The organism is Cellulomonas sp. P2_F12 (assembly GCF_056403775.1).
Genome location: NZ_JBFUEV010000001.1, coordinates 283,443 through 299,010, shown reverse-complemented (window position 1 = coordinate 299,010; position 15,568 = coordinate 283,443). Strand labels below are relative to the sequence as shown.

The window sequence follows — 15,568 nt, the reverse complement described above, 5'->3', positions numbered from 1 at the left end:
CCGCGTGTGCAAGATCACAGGCCGCCTGGCCGGGAGGTATCTCGACGTCAACATACGATCGAAAACGTGCCAGAACGCGAAGAGATCGTCGACGTCCTCCTCGTCGGGGGCGGGATCATGAGCGCCACCCTCGCCGCTCTCATCACCACCCTCGAGCCCACGTGGACCGTCGAGATCCACGAGCGGCGCCCGGCGCTGGCCGAGGAGAGCTCGAACGCGTGGAACAACGCGGGCACGGGCCACGCGGCCCTCTGCGAGCTCAACTACACGCCCGAGCGGGCCGACGGCACGATCGACATCTCCAAGGCCGTCACCATCAACGAGCAGTTCGAGCTGTCCCGCGAGCTGTGGAACCACCTGGCGACGCACGACCGGCTGCCCGGCGGCGACGGCTTCCTGTCGACCACCCCGCACATGACGTTCGTGCGCGGCGCGGACAACGCCGACTACCTGCGTCGCCGGTTCGAGACGCTGCGCAAGCACCCCCTGTTCTCCGACCTCGAGTTCAGCACCGACCCCGCGCAGATCGCGCGGTGGGCCCCGCTGCTCGTCGACGACCGTGACCCGTCGGAGCCCGTCGCGGCGACACGCGCGGCCGAGGGCACGGACGTCGACTTCGGCCGCCTGACCCGCGCGATGGTCGCCGACGCCGTCACGCGCGGCGCGCGCCTGCACCTCGAGTCCGAGATCACGAAGCTCCGCCAGAAGAAGGACGGCACCTGGTCGCTCCGGGTGGCCGACCGCCGCTGGAACGGGCACCTGCGCAGCCGCAAGGTCGCCGCGCGGTTCGTGTTCATCGGCGCCGGCGGTGGCGCGCTCGGCCTGCTGCAGGCGTCGGGCATCCCCGAGGCCAAGGGCTTCGGTGGCTTCCCCATCAGCGGGCAGTTCCTCAAGACCACGAACCCCGAGATCGTCGCGCGGCACCAGGCGAAGGTCTACGGCAAGGCGGACATCGGCGCGCCGCCGATGTCGGTGCCGCACCTGGACACCCGCGTGGTGGACGGGGGCACGGCGCTGCTGTTCGGCCCGTACGCGGGCTGGAGCATGAAGTTCCTCAAGAACGGCTCGTGGACCGACCTCGTCCGGTCGATCCGCCCGAACAACCTGGTCCCGATGATCGCCGTGGGCATCCGGAACCTGGACCTGGTCAAGTACCTGGTGGGCGAGGTCACCGCGACCGACACGGACCGCCTGCGCACGCTCCGGGCGTTCATGCCGACGGCCCACCCGCGCGACTGGGAGCTCATCGCGGCCGGGCAGCGGGTGCAGGTCATCAAGAAGGACAAGGCCAAGGGCGGCGTCCTGGAGTTCGGTACGGAGCTCGTCACGTCGGCCGACGGCTCGATCGCCGGGCTGCTCGGGGCCTCGCCGGGCGCGTCCACCGCGGTGGCCACCATGCTCGACCTGCTCGAGCGGTGCTTCCCGGACCGCTCCGACGCCTGGCAGCCGCGCCTGCGCGCGATGATGCCGAGCCTCGGCGGCGGCGAGTGGGACGAGTCGTTCGAGCTCGACCAGCTGGTCGACGACGAGCAGATCCGGACCGACAGCTGACAGCGCTGCGGCACGATGGGGTCATGGCTGACCCCCACCCCGTCGAGGCCGTGAGCGCGGAGATGCGCCACGCCAAGGTCCGCGCCGCCACCGAGCACACGACAGTGGGTCAGGTGACGCAGACCGACGACGGGCGCGTGACCATCGCCTGCGCGTGCGGCATGGTGCTCACCAACGGACCGACCTGGTCGCTGGACGAGCACATCCGCCTGCACCGCGCGGAGGCGCGCTTCCTGGCGCTGGCCGCCGTCGCGCCGGACGGCATCCCCCGCCTGGTGCGCTGGCCCCTCTAGACGCCGGCGTGCACGTGGACGTGCTCGTCCTCGTGCTCGTCCTCGTCGTGCTCGTGGGGCAGCCCCAGCTCGTGGGCCCGCTCGTGCGCCTCACGCGCGGCGATCCGCGCCTGCACGTCCGCGCGCCGCAGCGGCGGGACCGTGGTCGGCGGCTGCCGGCGGGCGGGCAGCTCGTCCAGCAGGCGGGCCGTGATGGCGGCGACCTCCCGGACAGCGTCCTCGAACGGCTCCCGCGTGGCGTCGCTCAGCGACTGGACCCCGGTGACCTTGCGCACGTACTGCCGCGCGGCGGCTTCGATCTCCTCCGAGGTGGCGGGTGGCTCGAGCCCTCGGAGCGTGGTGATGTTCCGGCACATGGTGAGGACGCTACGCCGCCGCCCCGACACGCGTCTCGAGCTCGAGGAGCGTCAGCTTGGCCTCCGCTCCCCCGGCGTACTGGCCCGGCGAGCCGTCCGAGCGCACCACGCGATGGCACGGCAGCACCACGGGCAGAGGGTTGAGCGCGCAGGCCGTGCCGACCGCGCGCACCGCCCGCGGGCTGCCGGCGAGGGCAGCCATCGCCGCGTAGCTCGCGGTCCGGCCGAAGGCGATGTCCGGCAGGTGCAGGACGACGTCCCGGCGGAAGCCGCGCAGCAGCTGCAGGTCCAGCGGCACGTCGAACGCCGTGCGCCGGCCCCCGAAGTACTCGTCGAGCTCGCGGGCCACGTCGTCGAGCTGCCGCGGCGCCTCCAGGACGCGCGGGCTCACCGACGACGCGAGCGCGGACAGCACGGCGTCGTGGTCCTGGACCTCGAACGCGACCCGGACCAGGCCCGCGGGCGTGCCCGCGAGAAGCAGGCGGCCCACGGGGCTGTCGACCGTGCGGTAGGCGACGTCGATCAGGCCGTCGGCGGCCGCACGGGCCGCGAGATCGCGGTGCAGGCGAGCGAGGTCGTCGGCGCTCGCGTCCGGAAAGTCGATCATGGCTCCTCCTGGTCGGTCACGGTGCGGCGCAGGGTGGCCACACCGTCGGACGCCGCCCGCCGCGCGGCTGCGGCCGTGCCGCCGACGAGCGCGGCGACGTCGTCGTAGGGCAGCCCCCCGAGGTGGTGGTATGCGATTACCTGGCGCTGCTTGGTGGGCAGCGCGGCCAGCGCCGCCCACAGGTCGAGGTCGCGGCCCTCGGGGCGCAGCGGTCGGTCGGGGACGTCCGCCACGGGCACGGCGTGCCGGGCGGCCCGGCGCACCACGTCGATCGCCTTGCGGTGGGCGATCGTCACGAGCCATGCCTCGACGTTGGCGTCGGCGGGCAGGTCCGGGTAGGCGCGGAGCGCGGCCAGGAACGTCTCCGACCAGGCGTCGTCGGCGTCGACCGGGCCGACCACCGCGCGGCACACGCGCAGCACGGTGGGTCCGTGGACCACGACCACCCGCTCGAAGGGTTCCTTCACGCTCACAGTCTGCAGACGCACAAGGCCCCCCGTGTGTGAGGTCCGACTTTTAGAGTGGCCTCATGACGAACCTCGAGGTGCGGCCGGTGCCGGAGGTGTGCGACCTCGTTCCTTCGCGCGGACCGGTGGTCGAGCTGCACGAGGCGCGGGACGTCCCGCTCGGCGGGGTGCGCGCCATGCGGGTGCGGCGGACGCTGCCGCAGCGCGCGCTGCCCATGGTCGGCGCCTGGTGCTTCCTCGACGAGTTCGGCCCGCAGCACGTCGACATGCGGGTGCTCCCCCACCCGCACACGGGCCTGCAGACCGTGACCTGGCCCGTCGCCGGCGAGATCCTGCACCGCGACAGCGTCGGGTCCGAGGCCGTGGTCCGGCCCGGTCAGCTCAACCTCATGACGGCCGGGCACGGGGTCGCGCACTCCGAGTTCTCGCTGGGCACCGAGCCCCTGCTGCACGCCGTCCAGCTCTGGGTCGCGCTGCCCGACGGGGTCGCCGAGGGTGCGCCTGGGTTCGTGCAGGTGGGCGACCTGCCGGTCTGGGAGGCGCCGCGCGCCCGCGTGACGGTCTTCATCGGCGACCTCGACGGGTCGTGGTCCCCGGCCCGCGTGCACACGCCGCTGCTCGGCGCGGAGATCACCCTGGACGCCGGCGCCGACATCGAGGTGCCGCTGGTGCGGGGCTTCGAGCACGCGGTGCTGCTGCTCGGCGGCTCGGCGGAGGTCGCGGGCACGCCGCACACCACGAGCGGCCTGCTCTACCTGGGCGACGGGCGGGACTTCGTGCGCGTCCGGTCGCACGACGGCGCGCGGCTGCTGCTGCTGGGCGGGGCGCCCTTCGCGCACGATCTGGTCATGTGGTGGAACTTCGTCGGCCGCGACCACGCCGACATCGCGCGGGCCCGCGCGGACTGGGAGTCGCCGGAGCGCGCCGAGCGCTTCGGGCTGGTCGCCGGTCACGACGGTGCCCGGATCCCGGCCCCTGAGCTGCCGAACATCCGCCTCCAGCCGCGCCGCCGCCTCCCGCGCACCCTGGGCGAGACCTCGTGACCGACCTGCCCGTCCGCTCCCGGCTGGTCGCCGCGGCCCTCGACGACGCCGGCGTGCCGGGCCGGGTCGTCGAGCTGCCCGACTCTGCACGCACCGCGGCCGAGGCCGCCTCGGCGGTCGGCGCCGACGTGGGGGCGATCGCGAACAGCCTCGTCTTCTGGGCCGACGACCACCCCCTGCTGGTCCTGACCAGCGGTCGGCACCGCGTCGACACCGTGGCGCTCGCCGGCCTCCTGGGCAGGTCGCACATCGGCCGCGCCACCCCGGACCAGGTGCGCGAGGCCACCGGGCAGGCCATCGGCGGGGTCGCTCCCCTGGGTCACCCGCAGCCGGTGGAGACCGTCGTCGACGTCGCGCTGGCGGACTACCCGCAGGTCTGGGCCGCGGGCGGGACGCCGCACACCGTCTTTCCGACGACCTTCGACGAGCTGGTCCGGATCACCGGCGGCACCGCGCTCGTGGTCGGCGACTGAGGGCCGTACCGGGCGGATGCGCGGCGGGCAGCGATCGGCACAGACTGGGCACGACGAGAGGGGACCACGTGGTGCAGGTGAACGGTGACCCGCAGCGCAAGCCGGCGCTGCTGACGGTCGACGACGACCCGGCGGTGTCCCGGTCCGTGGCCCGTGACCTGCGACGACGGTACGGGGACGCCTACCGCGTGGTCCGTGCGGACTCCGGCCCGGAGGCACTGGACGCGCTGCGCGAGCTCAGGCTGCGCGGCGACCAGGTCGCCCTCCTGCTGGCCGACCACCGGATGCCGGTGATGACCGGCATCGAGTTCCTCGAGCAGGCCATGGACATCTACCCGCAGGCGCGGCGGATCCTGCTGACGGCCTACGCCGACACGGACGTCGCGATCGACGCCGTCAACGTGGTGGACCTGGACCACTACCTGCTCAAGCCGTGGGACCCGCCGGAGGAGAAGTTCTACCCGGTGATCGACGCGCAGCTCGAGGCGTGGACCACGAACCCGCCCAGGACCGTCGCCGAGACCAAGGTGGTCGGGCACCGCTGGTCCGCGCGGTCGTCGGAGGTCCGCGAGTTCCTCGCCCGCAACCAGGTGCCCTACCGCTGGTACGCCAGCGACAGCCCCGAGGGTCGCGTGCTGCTCGACGTCGCGAAGGCCGACGACTCGGCGCTCCCGGTCGTCGTCACCACCGACGGCACCGTCCTGGTGGCGCCGACCGACGGCGACCTGGCGGCGCAGGTGGGGCTCTCGGTCAACCCGTCCGAGCGGTTCTACGACCTCGTCGTCATCGGCGGCGGGCCGGCCGGGCTCAGCGCCGCGCTGTACGGCGCGTCCGAGGGCCTGCGGACGGCACTGGTCGAGCGGAGCGCCACGGGCGGGCAGGCCGGGCAGAGCTCCCGCATCGAGAACTACCTCGGCTTCCCCGACGGCGTCTCCGGCGCCCAGCTGACCGAGCGCGCCCGGCGGCAGGCGCTCAAGTTCGGCGCCGAGATCGTGATGACCCGCGACGCCGTCGGGCTCGAGGTGCACGGTTCGGGCCGGTCGGTCAGGTTCGACGACGGCAGCTCGGTCGACGCGCACACCGTGATCGTCGCCAGCGGGGTCGCCTACCGCGAGCTCGACGGCCCGGGCATCGGCGCGCTCACCGGGCGCGGGGTCTACTACGGGTCCGCGCTGACCGAGGCGACCGCGTGCTCCGACCAGGACATCTACGTGGTCGGCGGGGCCAACTCGGCCGGCCAGGCGGCGATGTACCTGTCCCGGCACGCGCGGTCGGTGACCCTCGTCGTGCGCGCGGCGTCGCTGGACCAGTCGATGTCGCGGTACCTGATCGAGCAGGTCCAGCAGAACCCGAGGATCCGGGTGCGCGTGCACTCGGAGGTGGTGGAGGCGTCGGGCGACGACCACCTGGAGCAGATCGTGCTGCGGGACACCGTCACGGGCGAGAAGGAATCCGTGGCCACCGGATGGTTGTTCGTGTTCATCGGGGCCGCCCCGCTGACCACGTGGCTCGACGGCACCGTGACACGCGACCAGCACGGATTCGTCTGCGCCGGTCACGACCTGTTGGTCGAGGGCAAGGTTCCGGACACCTGGCCCCTCGACCGGCCGCCGTACCACCTGGAGACGAGCGTCCCCGGGGTCTTCGCGGCCGGCGACGTGCGCGCCGAGTCCGCCAAGCGGGTGGCCTCCGCCGTCGGCGAGGGCGCCATGGCCGTGATGCTCGTCCACCGCTACCTGGAGCAGCTGTGACCACCATGCAACCGACCGCCGTACCGCTCGCGTCGATCACCCGGACCCACCTGGCGTGCGACATCGACGAGCTGCGGACGATGTTCCTGTTCGAGCACCTCACCGACGAGCAGCTGCTCTGGCTGTGCGGGCACGGGCACGTCGAGTTCATCGACCCCGGGGTGCTGTACCGCGAGGGCGACCCGGCGACCGACTTCTACGTCATGCTCGAGGGCTCCCTGGCGCTGTACCGACGGGTCGGCGTGGACGACGTCGAGATCGCACGGACCGCCCAGGTCGGGGTCTACGCGGGCGCGTGGGCCGCCTACCTCGGGGACCGCGTGCCGCAGACGTACTCGCAGACCCTGCGCGTGCTGGAGCCGTCCCGCTACTACGTCCTGTCCGCCGACGACTTCGCGGCATTCATGAACGACTGGTTCCCGATGGCGGTCCACCTGCTCGAGGGGCTGTTCTTCGGGCAGCAGAGCTCGCAGCAGGCGATCGGGCAGCGGGAGCGCCTGCTCGCCCTGGGCTCCCTGTCGGCCGGGCTCACGCACGAGCTCAACAACCCCGCGGCGGCGGCCACCCGGGCCACCGCGACCCTGCGCGAACGGGTCGCGGGGATGCGGCACAAGCTCGCGCTCATCGCCTCCGGCCCGTACGACCGCGAGCAGCTGGCGCAGATCATCCACCTGCAGGAGAAGGCGGTCGACGCGCTGGCGCGGGAGCGCGCCTCGGACGTCGTGCCGACGGCGATGCAGGTCTCGGACCTGGAGGACTCGCTGGGCGAGTGGATGGACGAGCACGACATCGCCGGCGGCTGGGAGCTCGCCCCCAGCTTCGTGGCCGCGGGGCTGGGCGTGGAGTGGCTCGACTCGGTCGCGTCGTGCGTGGGACCCGAGGTTCTCGAGGGCGCGGTCCGGTGGCTCGCGTACACGCTCGAGACCGAGTCCCTCATGAACGAGGTGGAGGACGCGACCGGGCGGATCTCGAGCCTGGTCGGGGCCGCCAAGCAGTACTCGCAGATCGGCCGCGCCCCCGACCAGACCGTCGACGTGCACGAGCTCCTCGACAGCACGCTCACCATGCTGGAACGCCAGCTGGGCGAGGGGATCACGGTCGTGCGGGAGTACGACCGCACCCTGCCCCCCATCCACGTCTTCGCCGCGGAGCTGAACCAGGTGTGGACGAACCTGATCGACAACGCCGCGCAGGCGATGGACGGTCACGGCACCCTGACGCTGACCACCCGGCAGATCGACGACTGGCTCGAGGTCGAGATCGCGGACACCGGTCCGGGCATCCCCGACGCCGTGGTCGGACGGATCTTCGAGCCGTTCTTCACCACCAAGCCCGTGGGCTCGGGCACCGGGCTCGGGCTCGACATCTCGTGGCGGATCGTCGTCTCCAAGCACCACGGCGACCTGTCCGTGACCTCTGTTCCGGGCGACACGCGCTTCCGCGTCCGACTGCCGTACCACTCGACGGAAGGACCGACTCCGTGATCGCGATCGACCCGACCGTGCCGCCCAGCGGCACCGGCTGCCTCGAGTGTGACCAGGTGGACGGCTGGTGGTTCCACCTGCGGCGCTGCGCGGCCTGCGGGCACGTGGGCTGCTGCGACACCTCCCCCAGCCAGCACGCGACCGCCCACGCCCGCGCGACCGGGCACCCGGTGGTCCGGACCTTCGAGCCCGACGAGGACTGGTTCTGGGACTACCAGGCGGACGCGTACACGGACGGCCCCCCGCTGGCGGCGCCCGAGCACCGCCCGCTCGAGCAGACCGTGCCGGGCCCGGCGGGACGCGTGCCCGAGGACTGGCGCCGGCACCTGCACTGAGCCGCCCGACGCGCTGCGCGTGCGTTCCTGGCATACGCTGCGGTCGCACCACGGCGGGCCTCCGCGTCCGACGGGCGCACCGGGTTCAGCCAGGAGCCCACGAGGAGCTCACGCCCCGACGGGGACATCTCGGAGGTCGTCGTGCCCACCCCCCACACCACGCCTGCCCAGGTCGGTCGCTTCCGCTACACGGCGCCGACGGGGCGATGGTGGTGGTCCGACGGCACGTTCCGGATCCACGGCATGGCACCGGGCGAGGTAGTGCCGACGCTGGCGCTCATCTCGCGGCACATCCACCCGGAGGACCGCGGCCGGGTGCTCGACGCCCTGGGGCAGTGCGGCGTCGACGGGGAGCCGTTCGGCTGCCAGTACCGCCTGCTCGACCTGGGCGGCGCCGAGCACTCCGTGACGCTCACCGGCGCCGGCGAGCCCGACGACTCGGGCCTGCGCACGGTGACCGGCTTCCTGGTCGACGTGACGGCGTCCCAGCGCGACGCCGTCGCCCACCGCGTGAACGAGGAGCTCACCCAGGCGCTGCGCTCGCACGCCGTGATCGACCAGGCCAAGGGCGCGTTCATGCTCGGGTACGGCATCGACGGCGATGCCGCGTTCGAGCTGTTGCGCTGGGGTTCCCAGCAGCGCAACGTGCGCCTCCTGACGCTCGCCGAGCGCCTCGTCGCCGCGGTCGAGGTGGGCGGCGGTCTCGGCTCGGACACGCGGCAGCGGCTGGACGACTTCTTCTTCGCCAGCCTCTCGGACGCCTCGCAGGAGACTGCGCGGACGAGCCCGGGGCTCGACATCGCGTTCGACACGTCCGGCGACGTGCCGGTGGTCCGCGTCGAGGGGCCCGTCGACCTGGCGACCGCGCACGAGCTCACCGCGGCGGTGACCCAGCTGATGATCAAGGCCCGCGAGACGGGCGAGATGGTGGTCGACCTGCGCGACGTGTCCCACCTCGGCTCGGTCGGGGTCTCGGCCCTGACCGCCGCCCACCGGCGAAGTGCCGCCGCAGGTGTGAGGATGCGTATCGTGCTCTCCCCCGGGACCAGCCTCGGGCTGGCAGGAGCGCACGGCCTGGACGTGATCAGCGCACCCACCGACAGGTCGACCGACCGCGACCGGCTCGACCAGGTCGCGCAATGAGCTGAGGGGTCCCGATGGCGTCCGACGGCTACGTCGACCAGGACGCCGTCCTGCGCGCCTTCGACTCCTCCCCCGGGGTCCAGCTCGTCGTCAGCGCCCCCGACCTGCGCATCGTGGCGGCCAACCGTGGTGCCCGCGACGCGTTCCAGCGCGGCAGCCTGCTCGACGTCCGCCTGCGGGACCTGCGGGACCCGGGCTTCCAGGCCGTCGTGTCGGCGCTGACCGAGGCGGTGCGCAGCGGCGAGCCGTTCCACGACGACCAGGTGCCCGTGGTGGCCGACTGGTCCAACCCGGCGTCCGGCATCTGGCTCGACCTCACGGTGACGCCGACGCGCGACGAGTCCGGCTCGGTGCGGGGCGCGGTCGCCGCGGGGGTCGACATCACGACGCGCCTGCGCGCGGCGCAGCTCGAGCGGGCCGGCGCCGCGACGGCCGACCAGCGGCTGGCCCGCGCCCGCGAGGTCGTCCTGCGGCTGCAGGGCGCGCTGCTGCCGTCGACGGTCCCCCTCCTGCCGCGGGTCGACGTCGCGGCGTCCTACCTGGTGGCGGGTCTCGAGCAGGCGGCGGGCGGCGACTGGTTCGACTCGGCGACCCTGCCGGACGGCCGCCTCTCCCTCACCGTCGGCGACGTCGTGGGGCACGGCGTCGAGGCGTCGGCGATCATGAGCCAGCTGCGCGCGGTGCTCGCCGCGCGGCTGCTCGAGGGCGCCGGGATCCTGCGCGCGCTGGAGGCCGTCGAGGCCTTCGCCGGGCGGGTCTCGGGTGCCTTCGCGGCGACCCTGTGCGTCGCGCTGCTCGACCCCCACACCGGAGACCTCGAGTACGCCACCCGGGGGCATCCCGCTCCCCTCGTCGTCGGTCCGGACGGCGCCCACGTCCTGCCGACCACCGGCGACGGGCCGCTCGGCTCCCGCACGGAGGGACGCGTGGCCACCGCGAACCTCCCCGACGGGTCCGCGATCGTGCTCTTCACCGACGGGCTCGTCGAGAACACCCACCGCCCGCTGCGCGACGGCCTCGCGGCCCTCGAGCGGACCACGCTGGACGCGTACCGCGACACGTCGGGCGGCGCCTCGGTGGCCGGACGGATCTGCCAGCACGTGCCGTCGGTGCTCATCGACGACGGCTTCACCGACGACGTGACCGTGCTCGCCGCGCACCGCCGACCGGCACCGGCCCCCCTCCGGCTCGACGTGACCGCCGACCCCGGGCAGCTGGCGCGGGTACGCGGGGCGATGGACACCTGGGGGCTCGACGTCGGCCTGGGCTCGCGGGACCGTTCTGCGCTGGTGCTCGGCGTGAGCGAGGTGATGGCGAACGCCGTCGAGCACGCCTACCGGGGCGTGAACCCGGGCACCGTGGAGATCCGGGCCACCATCCGGGACGACGCCATGGTCGAGCTGGTCGTGCGCGACCACGGCCGCTGGCGTGAGCCCGACCGTGACCCCGGCGAGCGCGGCCGCGGGTTCAGCATGATGGCGTCGGCCGGGCTGCAGGTCAGCGTCGAGTCCGGGGAAGACGGCACCGCCGTCACGCTGGAGTGCCCGGCCCGCCGGCCGGCACCCGTCGACCAGGCCGATGCCGTCTCGGACTCCGTGACCCGCTCCGCCGCCCCGCTGTCCCTGCGCTCCGACGCGGCCGGCGCCCACGTCGTCCACGTCGGCGGGTCCGTCGACCACCGGGCCGCCGCCGCTCAGGTCGAGGCGGAGATCCTGCGACTGTCCCGGAACGGCCTGATCCCTGTGACCGTCGACCTGCGCGACGTCGTCCACCTCGGCAGCGCCGGCGTGCGGGTGCTCGAGTCCCTGCTGCGCACCACCGACCAGCTGCAGGTGGTGGCACCCCCGGGGACACCGGCGGCGCAGACCCTCGAGGTCGCCGGGACGCCCTTCCTCTCGTCACGGCCCTGATCCGCTGGAAGGATCGCGTATCGACGATCGTCTCCCCGGCCCGTCGGCAGGGTCGTGAGGACGAGCGCCTTCGACACCAACGACGGTGCAGACGGAGGAGCTCTGATGGGTGACCAGACCGACGGCAGGCTTCCGGTGATCTACGTGCGCGGCTTCGCGGGCGGACCATCCGGCATCAACAACGCGGTCGACGACCCGTTCTACGGGTTCAACGAGGGGTCGGTCCAGGTGCGGGTGGACGACACCGACCGGCCGGCGTTCCACCAGTTCGAGAGCCCCCTGCTGCGACTGATGATCGACTACCGCTACCAGCTGCTCGTGCAGGGCAACCAGCGTGCCTACCTGGAGCAGCACGAGGACGACAAGGTCGACCCCGCCACGATCTGGGTGCACCGGTTCTACGACGAGTTCGCGCCCGACCTCACCAAGGACCCGAACGCGTTCAGCATCGAGCGGGCGGCGGAGAGCCTCTTCGACCTGGTCACTCTCGTCCGCAAGAAGACCGGCGCGCCGCGGGTGTTCCTCATCGCCCACTCCATGGGCGGACTCATCGTGCGGTCGATGATCCAGAAGGTCGCGCCCGAGAAGACGGACGGGTCGCCCTCCGCCGCCACGGAGTTCGTCGACCGCGTCTTCACGTACGCCACCCCGCACGGCGGGATCGAGTTCGCGCTCGGCTTCGGTGCCCTGGAGAAGCTGCGCGACCTGACCGGGCTCGCCGGGGCGGACATCTTCGGCCCCGGCCGGATGTACCAGTACCTGACGCCGGAGGCGTCGACCCAGAAGCACGTCCCCGAGGGGTGGGACGCCAGGGTCATGCCCGCGGACGGGTTCCCGACGGAGCGGTTCTTCTGCCTCGTCGGCACCAACTCCACGGACTACACGACGGCGCTCGGACTGTCCGCCAAGGCGGTCGGGGCGCGCAGCGACGGGCTGGTCCAGATCGACAACGCGTACGTGAAGGGCGCTCCGCGCGCGCTGGTGCACCGGAGCCACTCCGGCCGGTTCGGCATCGTCAACTCCGAGGAGGGCTACCAGAACCTGCAGCGGTTCCTCTTCGGCAACGTCGAGGTGGAGGCCGAGCTCACGGACGTCGTGGTCCCGGGCACGCCGAAGGACAACACGGTCTGGCAGCTGGAGACCTCGCTCTCGATCCGTGGGCTGCCCGTGGTGCTGCACGAGCAGAGCACCGCGCACCTGTGCCCGATCCAGCTCGAGTGGCCGAAGGCCCCGGACACCACGAGCAAGCCGACCCCCCTCGTGCGGACGTACCTGTCGACGACCGCAGCCCGGCCCGACGTGCCGACCATGCGGCACGTGCTGCAGCTGCGCCTGATCTCGTTGCGCAAGAAGGACCACCTCCTGTCGTTCCTCGACCACCTCGAGCAGACGGCGGACTGGTCGGACGTGCTGGTGGTCGACATCGAGTTCCACCCGGACGGCACCCCGCCGCGGTCGTGGGCCGTGTGGAGCTCGGCGCTCCCGACCGCGATCCGCGACTGGGTGCCCGACCAGGCCAGCGACGACGAGCTCAAGGACCTCGACACGACGACGGGCAGCTGGCTTGCCAAGGTCCAGCTGCCGGTGGCGGCCCGCAAGCTGCTGGGCGAGGAGGCGGCGATCACGATCGCGGTGAACGGTCGTCCGCCCGCCTGAGACCCGTCAGGTCTGCGCGGCGGCCAGCGGCGAGTCGGAACCCTCCACGCGGATCTCCACCCGGCGGATCGACTCCGTGACGATGCTCGACGACGCGCCGAGCCCGCGCGCGCCGACGTTCCGGGCCAGCCAGGTCGCGACGACCGTGCTGCGGCCGGCGTCGTCGACCAGGACGAGCTCGTACGTCGGCCCGGTGCCTTCCGGCCACGCCGCCGTCGGGTAGCGGCACTCCCAGTCGATCCGGGTGCCCCAGCCCTTCTTCTGCAGCGTGAGGTCCGCGCTGACGTCCACGGCGCCGACCGGCTCCAGCTGGAGGGCCGTGACCTGGGCGGTCGACGACGGTGCAGCCTCCGGCGTCCCGGTGCCGGTGCCGACGAGGGCGCCTGCGACACCGCCGATCACCAGCAGGGCGGCCGCGGCGGCGACCAGGCCGACCAGGCGGCGACGGCGGACGCGGTGCGCGGCGCGCGCGACCGAGGCCAGCTCGACGACCTCCGCCTCGGCCTCCGGGTCGGTCCCGTCACCCAGCGCAGCAGCGTCCTCGGGCGTCACCATCCGGAGCAGCCCCGGCATCCCGGCCAGCTCGGCGACAGCGGCGCGGCAGGACGCGCACGTGCGCAGGTGGTCCTCGTACGCGCGCCGGTCCTCCGAGTCGAGCGCGCCGAGGACGTACGCGGCGTCCCAGTCCCGGAACTCGTCGTCGCCCTGTCGCTCGTCGGCATCCCGCCCGGTCATGACGAGACTCCTCTCTCCTGCAGCGCGAGGCGCAGCGCGCGCAACGCGTAGTGCATGCGTGACTTCACGGTGCCCTCGGGGATCTGGTGCTCACGGGCGAGCTCGGCCACGGACCGGCCGCCGTAGTAGGCGCCGACGACGACCGCGCGGTGCTCGGCGGTCAGCTGCTCGAGCGCGTCGGCCACCAACCAGCTGTCGAGCACCGCCTGCGACTCGTCGGGCTGGGGGGTGTCGGGCGCCTGGTCGGTGGTCCGCTCCCGCACGTGCCGCGCGCTCCGGCGGTCGTCGATCACGAGGTTGCGCACCACGGTGTAGAGCCAGGCGCGGGTCGCGCCCTCCTCGCGGGCCAGCACCTCGGGGTGCTTCCACGCGCGGACCATGGCCTCCTGGACCACGTCCTGGGCGAGCGCGTGGTCCCCCGTGAGGCGGACGACGTAGTGCTGCAGAGGCCGGGCGTAGGCCTGGTGGAGCGCGCGCAGGAGCGCGTCGGGTTCCTCTGCCACGCCGCCTCCCTCCTCGCTCGCTCTGCGTCCTACCCCTTCAACGGCACACGTGCCGTCGGGGTTCACCGCGCGTTGAACCTCGGCCGTCCCCACCCCGTGGTCCCAGTAGCGGGCACAGGGACCGCTACCGACCCGAGGAGATCATCGTGAGACGGACCATCCTGTTCTCGATCACCACGCTGGTGGCTGCGGCCACCTTGACAGCCTGCGGGGGCGGATCGGGCAACGACACGTCGTCCGGGGGCTACGGCGACTCCACGCCCTCGAGCGAGTCGTCGACCGCCGCCGAGTCGCCTGCCGCCGCGGCGGGCACCGACCTGTCGACCGGCGACTCGTCGCTGGGCACCATCGTCGTCGACGGCAAGGGCATGACGGCGTACTACTTCCTCAAGGACACCAAGGGCTCCGGCACCAGCGCGTGCTCGGGCGACTGCGCGGCCGCGTGGCCCGCCATCACCACGGACAACGCCACCCCGACCGTGACCGGCGTGACCGGCGAGGTCGGGACCATCACCGGGACCGACGGGAAGATGCAGGTCACGATCGACGGCCGGCCGATCTACACCTTCGCCCAGGACTCCGCGCCCGGCGACGTCAAGGGCCAGGGACTCAACAGCGTCTGGTACGTCATCGCACCCGACGGCACCGAGATCGACTCCGACTGACGCAGCCGGACGAGCCGGCGGCCGCGCACGGCCGCCGGCCCGTCAACGGCCGTCACCCGCCGGCGTGCGTCTCGACGTTGAGGACGTTCCCGTCGGGGTCGGCGAACCAGACGGAGCGCATCGTGCCCCCCGTCAGGACGCCGTCTGCCCACGTGCCGAACTCGGCGGGGACGTCGAACGTCTGGAACGTCACACCGGCGGCGCGCAACGCGTCGAGCTCGGCGTCGAAGGCCGCCTCCGCCACCTGGAACGAGACACCGGTCGCCTTGTTGGTGCCGGCGAACGACGACGGGTACACCAGCAGACCGCCGTTCGACGTGCCGTAGATGACGCCCCCCTCGGGGACGTCCTCGACGCTCGTGAACCCGAGCTTCCCCTCGTAGAACGCGCGTGCCCGCTCGAAGTCCGTGACGGCGACGACGGGGATGGCGGCGTGGTCGGAGAGCATGAGGCCTCCTTCGCGGGCCAGCCGTCCATCGGCGGGCCGGCACCCCGACGCTAGAACGGGGCCGGACGGACGTCCAGGGCATCTGCACATCCGTGCACCACCTCACCCGTCACGTCCCGCCGCCGGGATCCGTCACGATGATGACGAC

At 73.0% G+C, this 15,568-nt stretch carries 17 protein-coding genes; 11 read left to right on the top strand and 6 right to left on the bottom strand.

What is annotated here, in order from left to right:
- Nucleotides 1-66: 66 nt before the first annotated feature.
- A complete protein-coding gene (mqo, locus tag AC1DWH_RS01345) occupies nt 67-1,551 on the top strand; it encodes a malate dehydrogenase (quinone) (protein ID WP_477092158.1) in 1,485 nt (494 codons plus the stop codon).
- A gap of 23 nt (nt 1,552-1,574) precedes the next feature.
- Nucleotides 1,575-1,844 (top strand): hypothetical protein, encoded by a 270-nt coding sequence (locus AC1DWH_RS01340; RefSeq protein ID WP_456846422.1) that lies wholly within the window; start codon nt 1,575-1,577, stop codon nt 1,842-1,844.
- On the opposite strand, the gene AC1DWH_RS01335 is transcribed toward AC1DWH_RS01340, so the two are convergent.
- From AC1DWH_RS01335 to AC1DWH_RS01325, 3 genes are read right to left on the bottom strand one after another with little or no spacing between them, the layout of a single operon-like run.
- Complete coding sequence (locus AC1DWH_RS01335; RefSeq protein WP_477092157.1) at nt 1,841-2,200, bottom strand: DUF2277 domain-containing protein; 360 nt, start codon at nt 2,198-2,200, stop codon at nt 1,841-1,843. The genes AC1DWH_RS01340 and AC1DWH_RS01335 overlap by 4 nt on opposite strands.
- A gap of 10 nt (nt 2,201-2,210) precedes the next feature.
- On the bottom strand, nt 2,211-2,807 hold the full coding sequence (locus AC1DWH_RS01330) for a methylated-DNA--[protein]-cysteine S-methyltransferase (RefSeq protein WP_477092156.1): 597 nt from the start codon (nt 2,805-2,807) through the stop codon (nt 2,211-2,213).
- Nucleotides 2,804-3,274 (bottom strand): RNA polymerase sigma factor, encoded by a 471-nt coding sequence (locus AC1DWH_RS01325; protein ID WP_477092155.1) that lies wholly within the window; start codon nt 3,272-3,274, stop codon nt 2,804-2,806. The genes AC1DWH_RS01330 and AC1DWH_RS01325 overlap by 4 nt, the downstream gene beginning before the upstream one ends.
- 62 nt (nt 3,275-3,336) lie before the next feature.
- Here AC1DWH_RS01325 and AC1DWH_RS01320 point away from each other — a divergent pair, with 62 nt between their 5' ends.
- The 8 genes from AC1DWH_RS01320 (at nt 3,337) to AC1DWH_RS01285 (ending at nt 13,069) form a co-directional block, all read left to right on the top strand.
- On the top strand, nt 3,337-4,317 hold the full coding sequence (locus AC1DWH_RS01320; protein WP_477092154.1) for a pirin family protein: 981 nt from the start codon (nt 3,337-3,339) through the stop codon (nt 4,315-4,317).
- Nucleotides 4,314-4,790 (top strand): YbaK/EbsC family protein, encoded by a 477-nt coding sequence (locus AC1DWH_RS01315; RefSeq protein WP_477092153.1) that lies wholly within the window; start codon nt 4,314-4,316, stop codon nt 4,788-4,790. Before AC1DWH_RS01320 ends, AC1DWH_RS01315 begins: the two co-directional genes overlap by 4 nt.
- Nucleotides 4,791-4,861: 71 nt before the next feature.
- Nucleotides 4,862-6,541: an NAD(P)/FAD-dependent oxidoreductase gene (locus AC1DWH_RS01310; protein WP_477092152.1), complete on the top strand. Its 1,680-nt coding sequence runs from the start codon at nt 4,862-4,864 to the stop codon at nt 6,539-6,541.
- 5 nt (nt 6,542-6,546) lie between these two features.
- Nucleotides 6,547-8,025 carry an ATP-binding protein gene (locus tag AC1DWH_RS01305; protein WP_477092719.1) on the top strand — a complete coding sequence of 493 codons (1,479 nt, stop codon included), beginning with the start codon at nt 6,547-6,549 and terminating at the stop codon, nt 8,023-8,025.
- Nucleotides 8,022-8,360 carry a UBP-type zinc finger domain-containing protein gene (locus tag AC1DWH_RS01300; RefSeq protein WP_477092151.1) on the top strand — a complete coding sequence of 113 codons (339 nt, stop codon included), beginning with the start codon at nt 8,022-8,024 and terminating at the stop codon, nt 8,358-8,360. Before AC1DWH_RS01305 ends, AC1DWH_RS01300 begins: the two co-directional genes overlap by 4 nt.
- 141 nt (nt 8,361-8,501) lie before the next feature.
- Entirely contained in the window at nt 8,502-9,503 is a 1,002-nt protein-coding gene (locus tag AC1DWH_RS01295) for an ANTAR domain-containing protein (RefSeq protein ID WP_456846431.1), read from the top strand.
- A gap of 14 nt (nt 9,504-9,517) precedes the next feature.
- The gene (locus AC1DWH_RS01290) at nt 9,518-11,413 is read left to right on the top strand and encodes a SpoIIE family protein phosphatase (protein ID WP_477092150.1); all 1,896 of its coding nucleotides are present in this window, start codon (nt 9,518-9,520) and stop codon (nt 11,411-11,413) included.
- A 105-nt stretch (nt 11,414-11,518) separates the two neighbouring features.
- Complete coding sequence (locus AC1DWH_RS01285; protein WP_477092149.1) at nt 11,519-13,069, top strand: esterase/lipase family protein; 1,551 nt, start codon at nt 11,519-11,521, stop codon at nt 13,067-13,069.
- Nucleotides 13,070-13,075: 6 nt separating this feature from the next.
- Here the strand turns inward: AC1DWH_RS01285 and AC1DWH_RS01280 are convergent, their stop codons facing one another.
- Both AC1DWH_RS01280 and AC1DWH_RS01275 read right to left on the bottom strand, forming a co-directional pair.
- Complete coding sequence (locus AC1DWH_RS01280; RefSeq protein WP_477092148.1) at nt 13,076-13,804, bottom strand: anti-sigma factor family protein; 729 nt, start codon at nt 13,802-13,804, stop codon at nt 13,076-13,078.
- Complete coding sequence (locus tag AC1DWH_RS01275) at nt 13,801-14,307, bottom strand: sigma-70 family RNA polymerase sigma factor (RefSeq protein WP_456847486.1); 507 nt, start codon at nt 14,305-14,307, stop codon at nt 13,801-13,803. Before AC1DWH_RS01275 ends, AC1DWH_RS01280 begins: the two co-directional genes overlap by 4 nt.
- Before the next feature lie 146 nt (nt 14,308-14,453).
- Between AC1DWH_RS01275 and AC1DWH_RS01270 the strand changes: the two genes are divergently transcribed.
- Nucleotides 14,454-14,972: a COG4315 family predicted lipoprotein gene (locus AC1DWH_RS01270; RefSeq protein WP_477092147.1), complete on the top strand. Its 519-nt coding sequence runs from the start codon at nt 14,454-14,456 to the stop codon at nt 14,970-14,972.
- A gap of 52 nt (nt 14,973-15,024) precedes the next feature.
- On the opposite strand, the gene AC1DWH_RS01265 is transcribed toward AC1DWH_RS01270, so the two are convergent.
- Entirely contained in the window at nt 15,025-15,420 is a 396-nt protein-coding gene (locus tag AC1DWH_RS01265) for a VOC family protein (RefSeq protein ID WP_477092146.1), read from the bottom strand.
- Nucleotides 15,421-15,568: the final 148 nt, after the last annotated feature.

What these genes read in the sequence shown, in the direction of transcription:
- AC1DWH_RS01280 (WP_477092148.1), bottom strand. Translation starts at nt 13,804, where the DNA reads ATGACCGGGCGGGATGCCGACGAGCGACAGGGCGACGACGAGTTCCGG.
- AC1DWH_RS01265 (WP_477092146.1), bottom strand. Translation starts at nt 15,420, where the DNA reads ATGCTCTCCGACCACGCCGCCATCCCCGTCGTCGCCGTCACGGACTTC.
- AC1DWH_RS01335 (WP_477092157.1), bottom strand. Translation starts at nt 2,200, where the DNA reads ATGTGCCGGAACATCACCACGCTCCGAGGGCTCGAGCCACCCGCCACC.
- AC1DWH_RS01340 (WP_456846422.1), top strand. Translation starts at nt 1,575, where the DNA reads ATGGCTGACCCCCACCCCGTCGAGGCCGTGAGCGCGGAGATGCGCCAC.
- AC1DWH_RS01320 (WP_477092154.1), top strand. Translation starts at nt 3,337, where the DNA reads ATGACGAACCTCGAGGTGCGGCCGGTGCCGGAGGTGTGCGACCTCGTT.
- AC1DWH_RS01290 (WP_477092150.1), top strand. Translation starts at nt 9,518, where the DNA reads ATGGCGTCCGACGGCTACGTCGACCAGGACGCCGTCCTGCGCGCCTTC.
- AC1DWH_RS01305 (WP_477092719.1), top strand. Translation starts at nt 6,547, where the DNA reads ATGCAACCGACCGCCGTACCGCTCGCGTCGATCACCCGGACCCACCTG.
- AC1DWH_RS01285 (WP_477092149.1), top strand. Translation starts at nt 11,519, where the DNA reads ATGGGTGACCAGACCGACGGCAGGCTTCCGGTGATCTACGTGCGCGGC.
- AC1DWH_RS01330 (WP_477092156.1), bottom strand. Translation starts at nt 2,807, where the DNA reads ATGATCGACTTTCCGGACGCGAGCGCCGACGACCTCGCTCGCCTGCAC.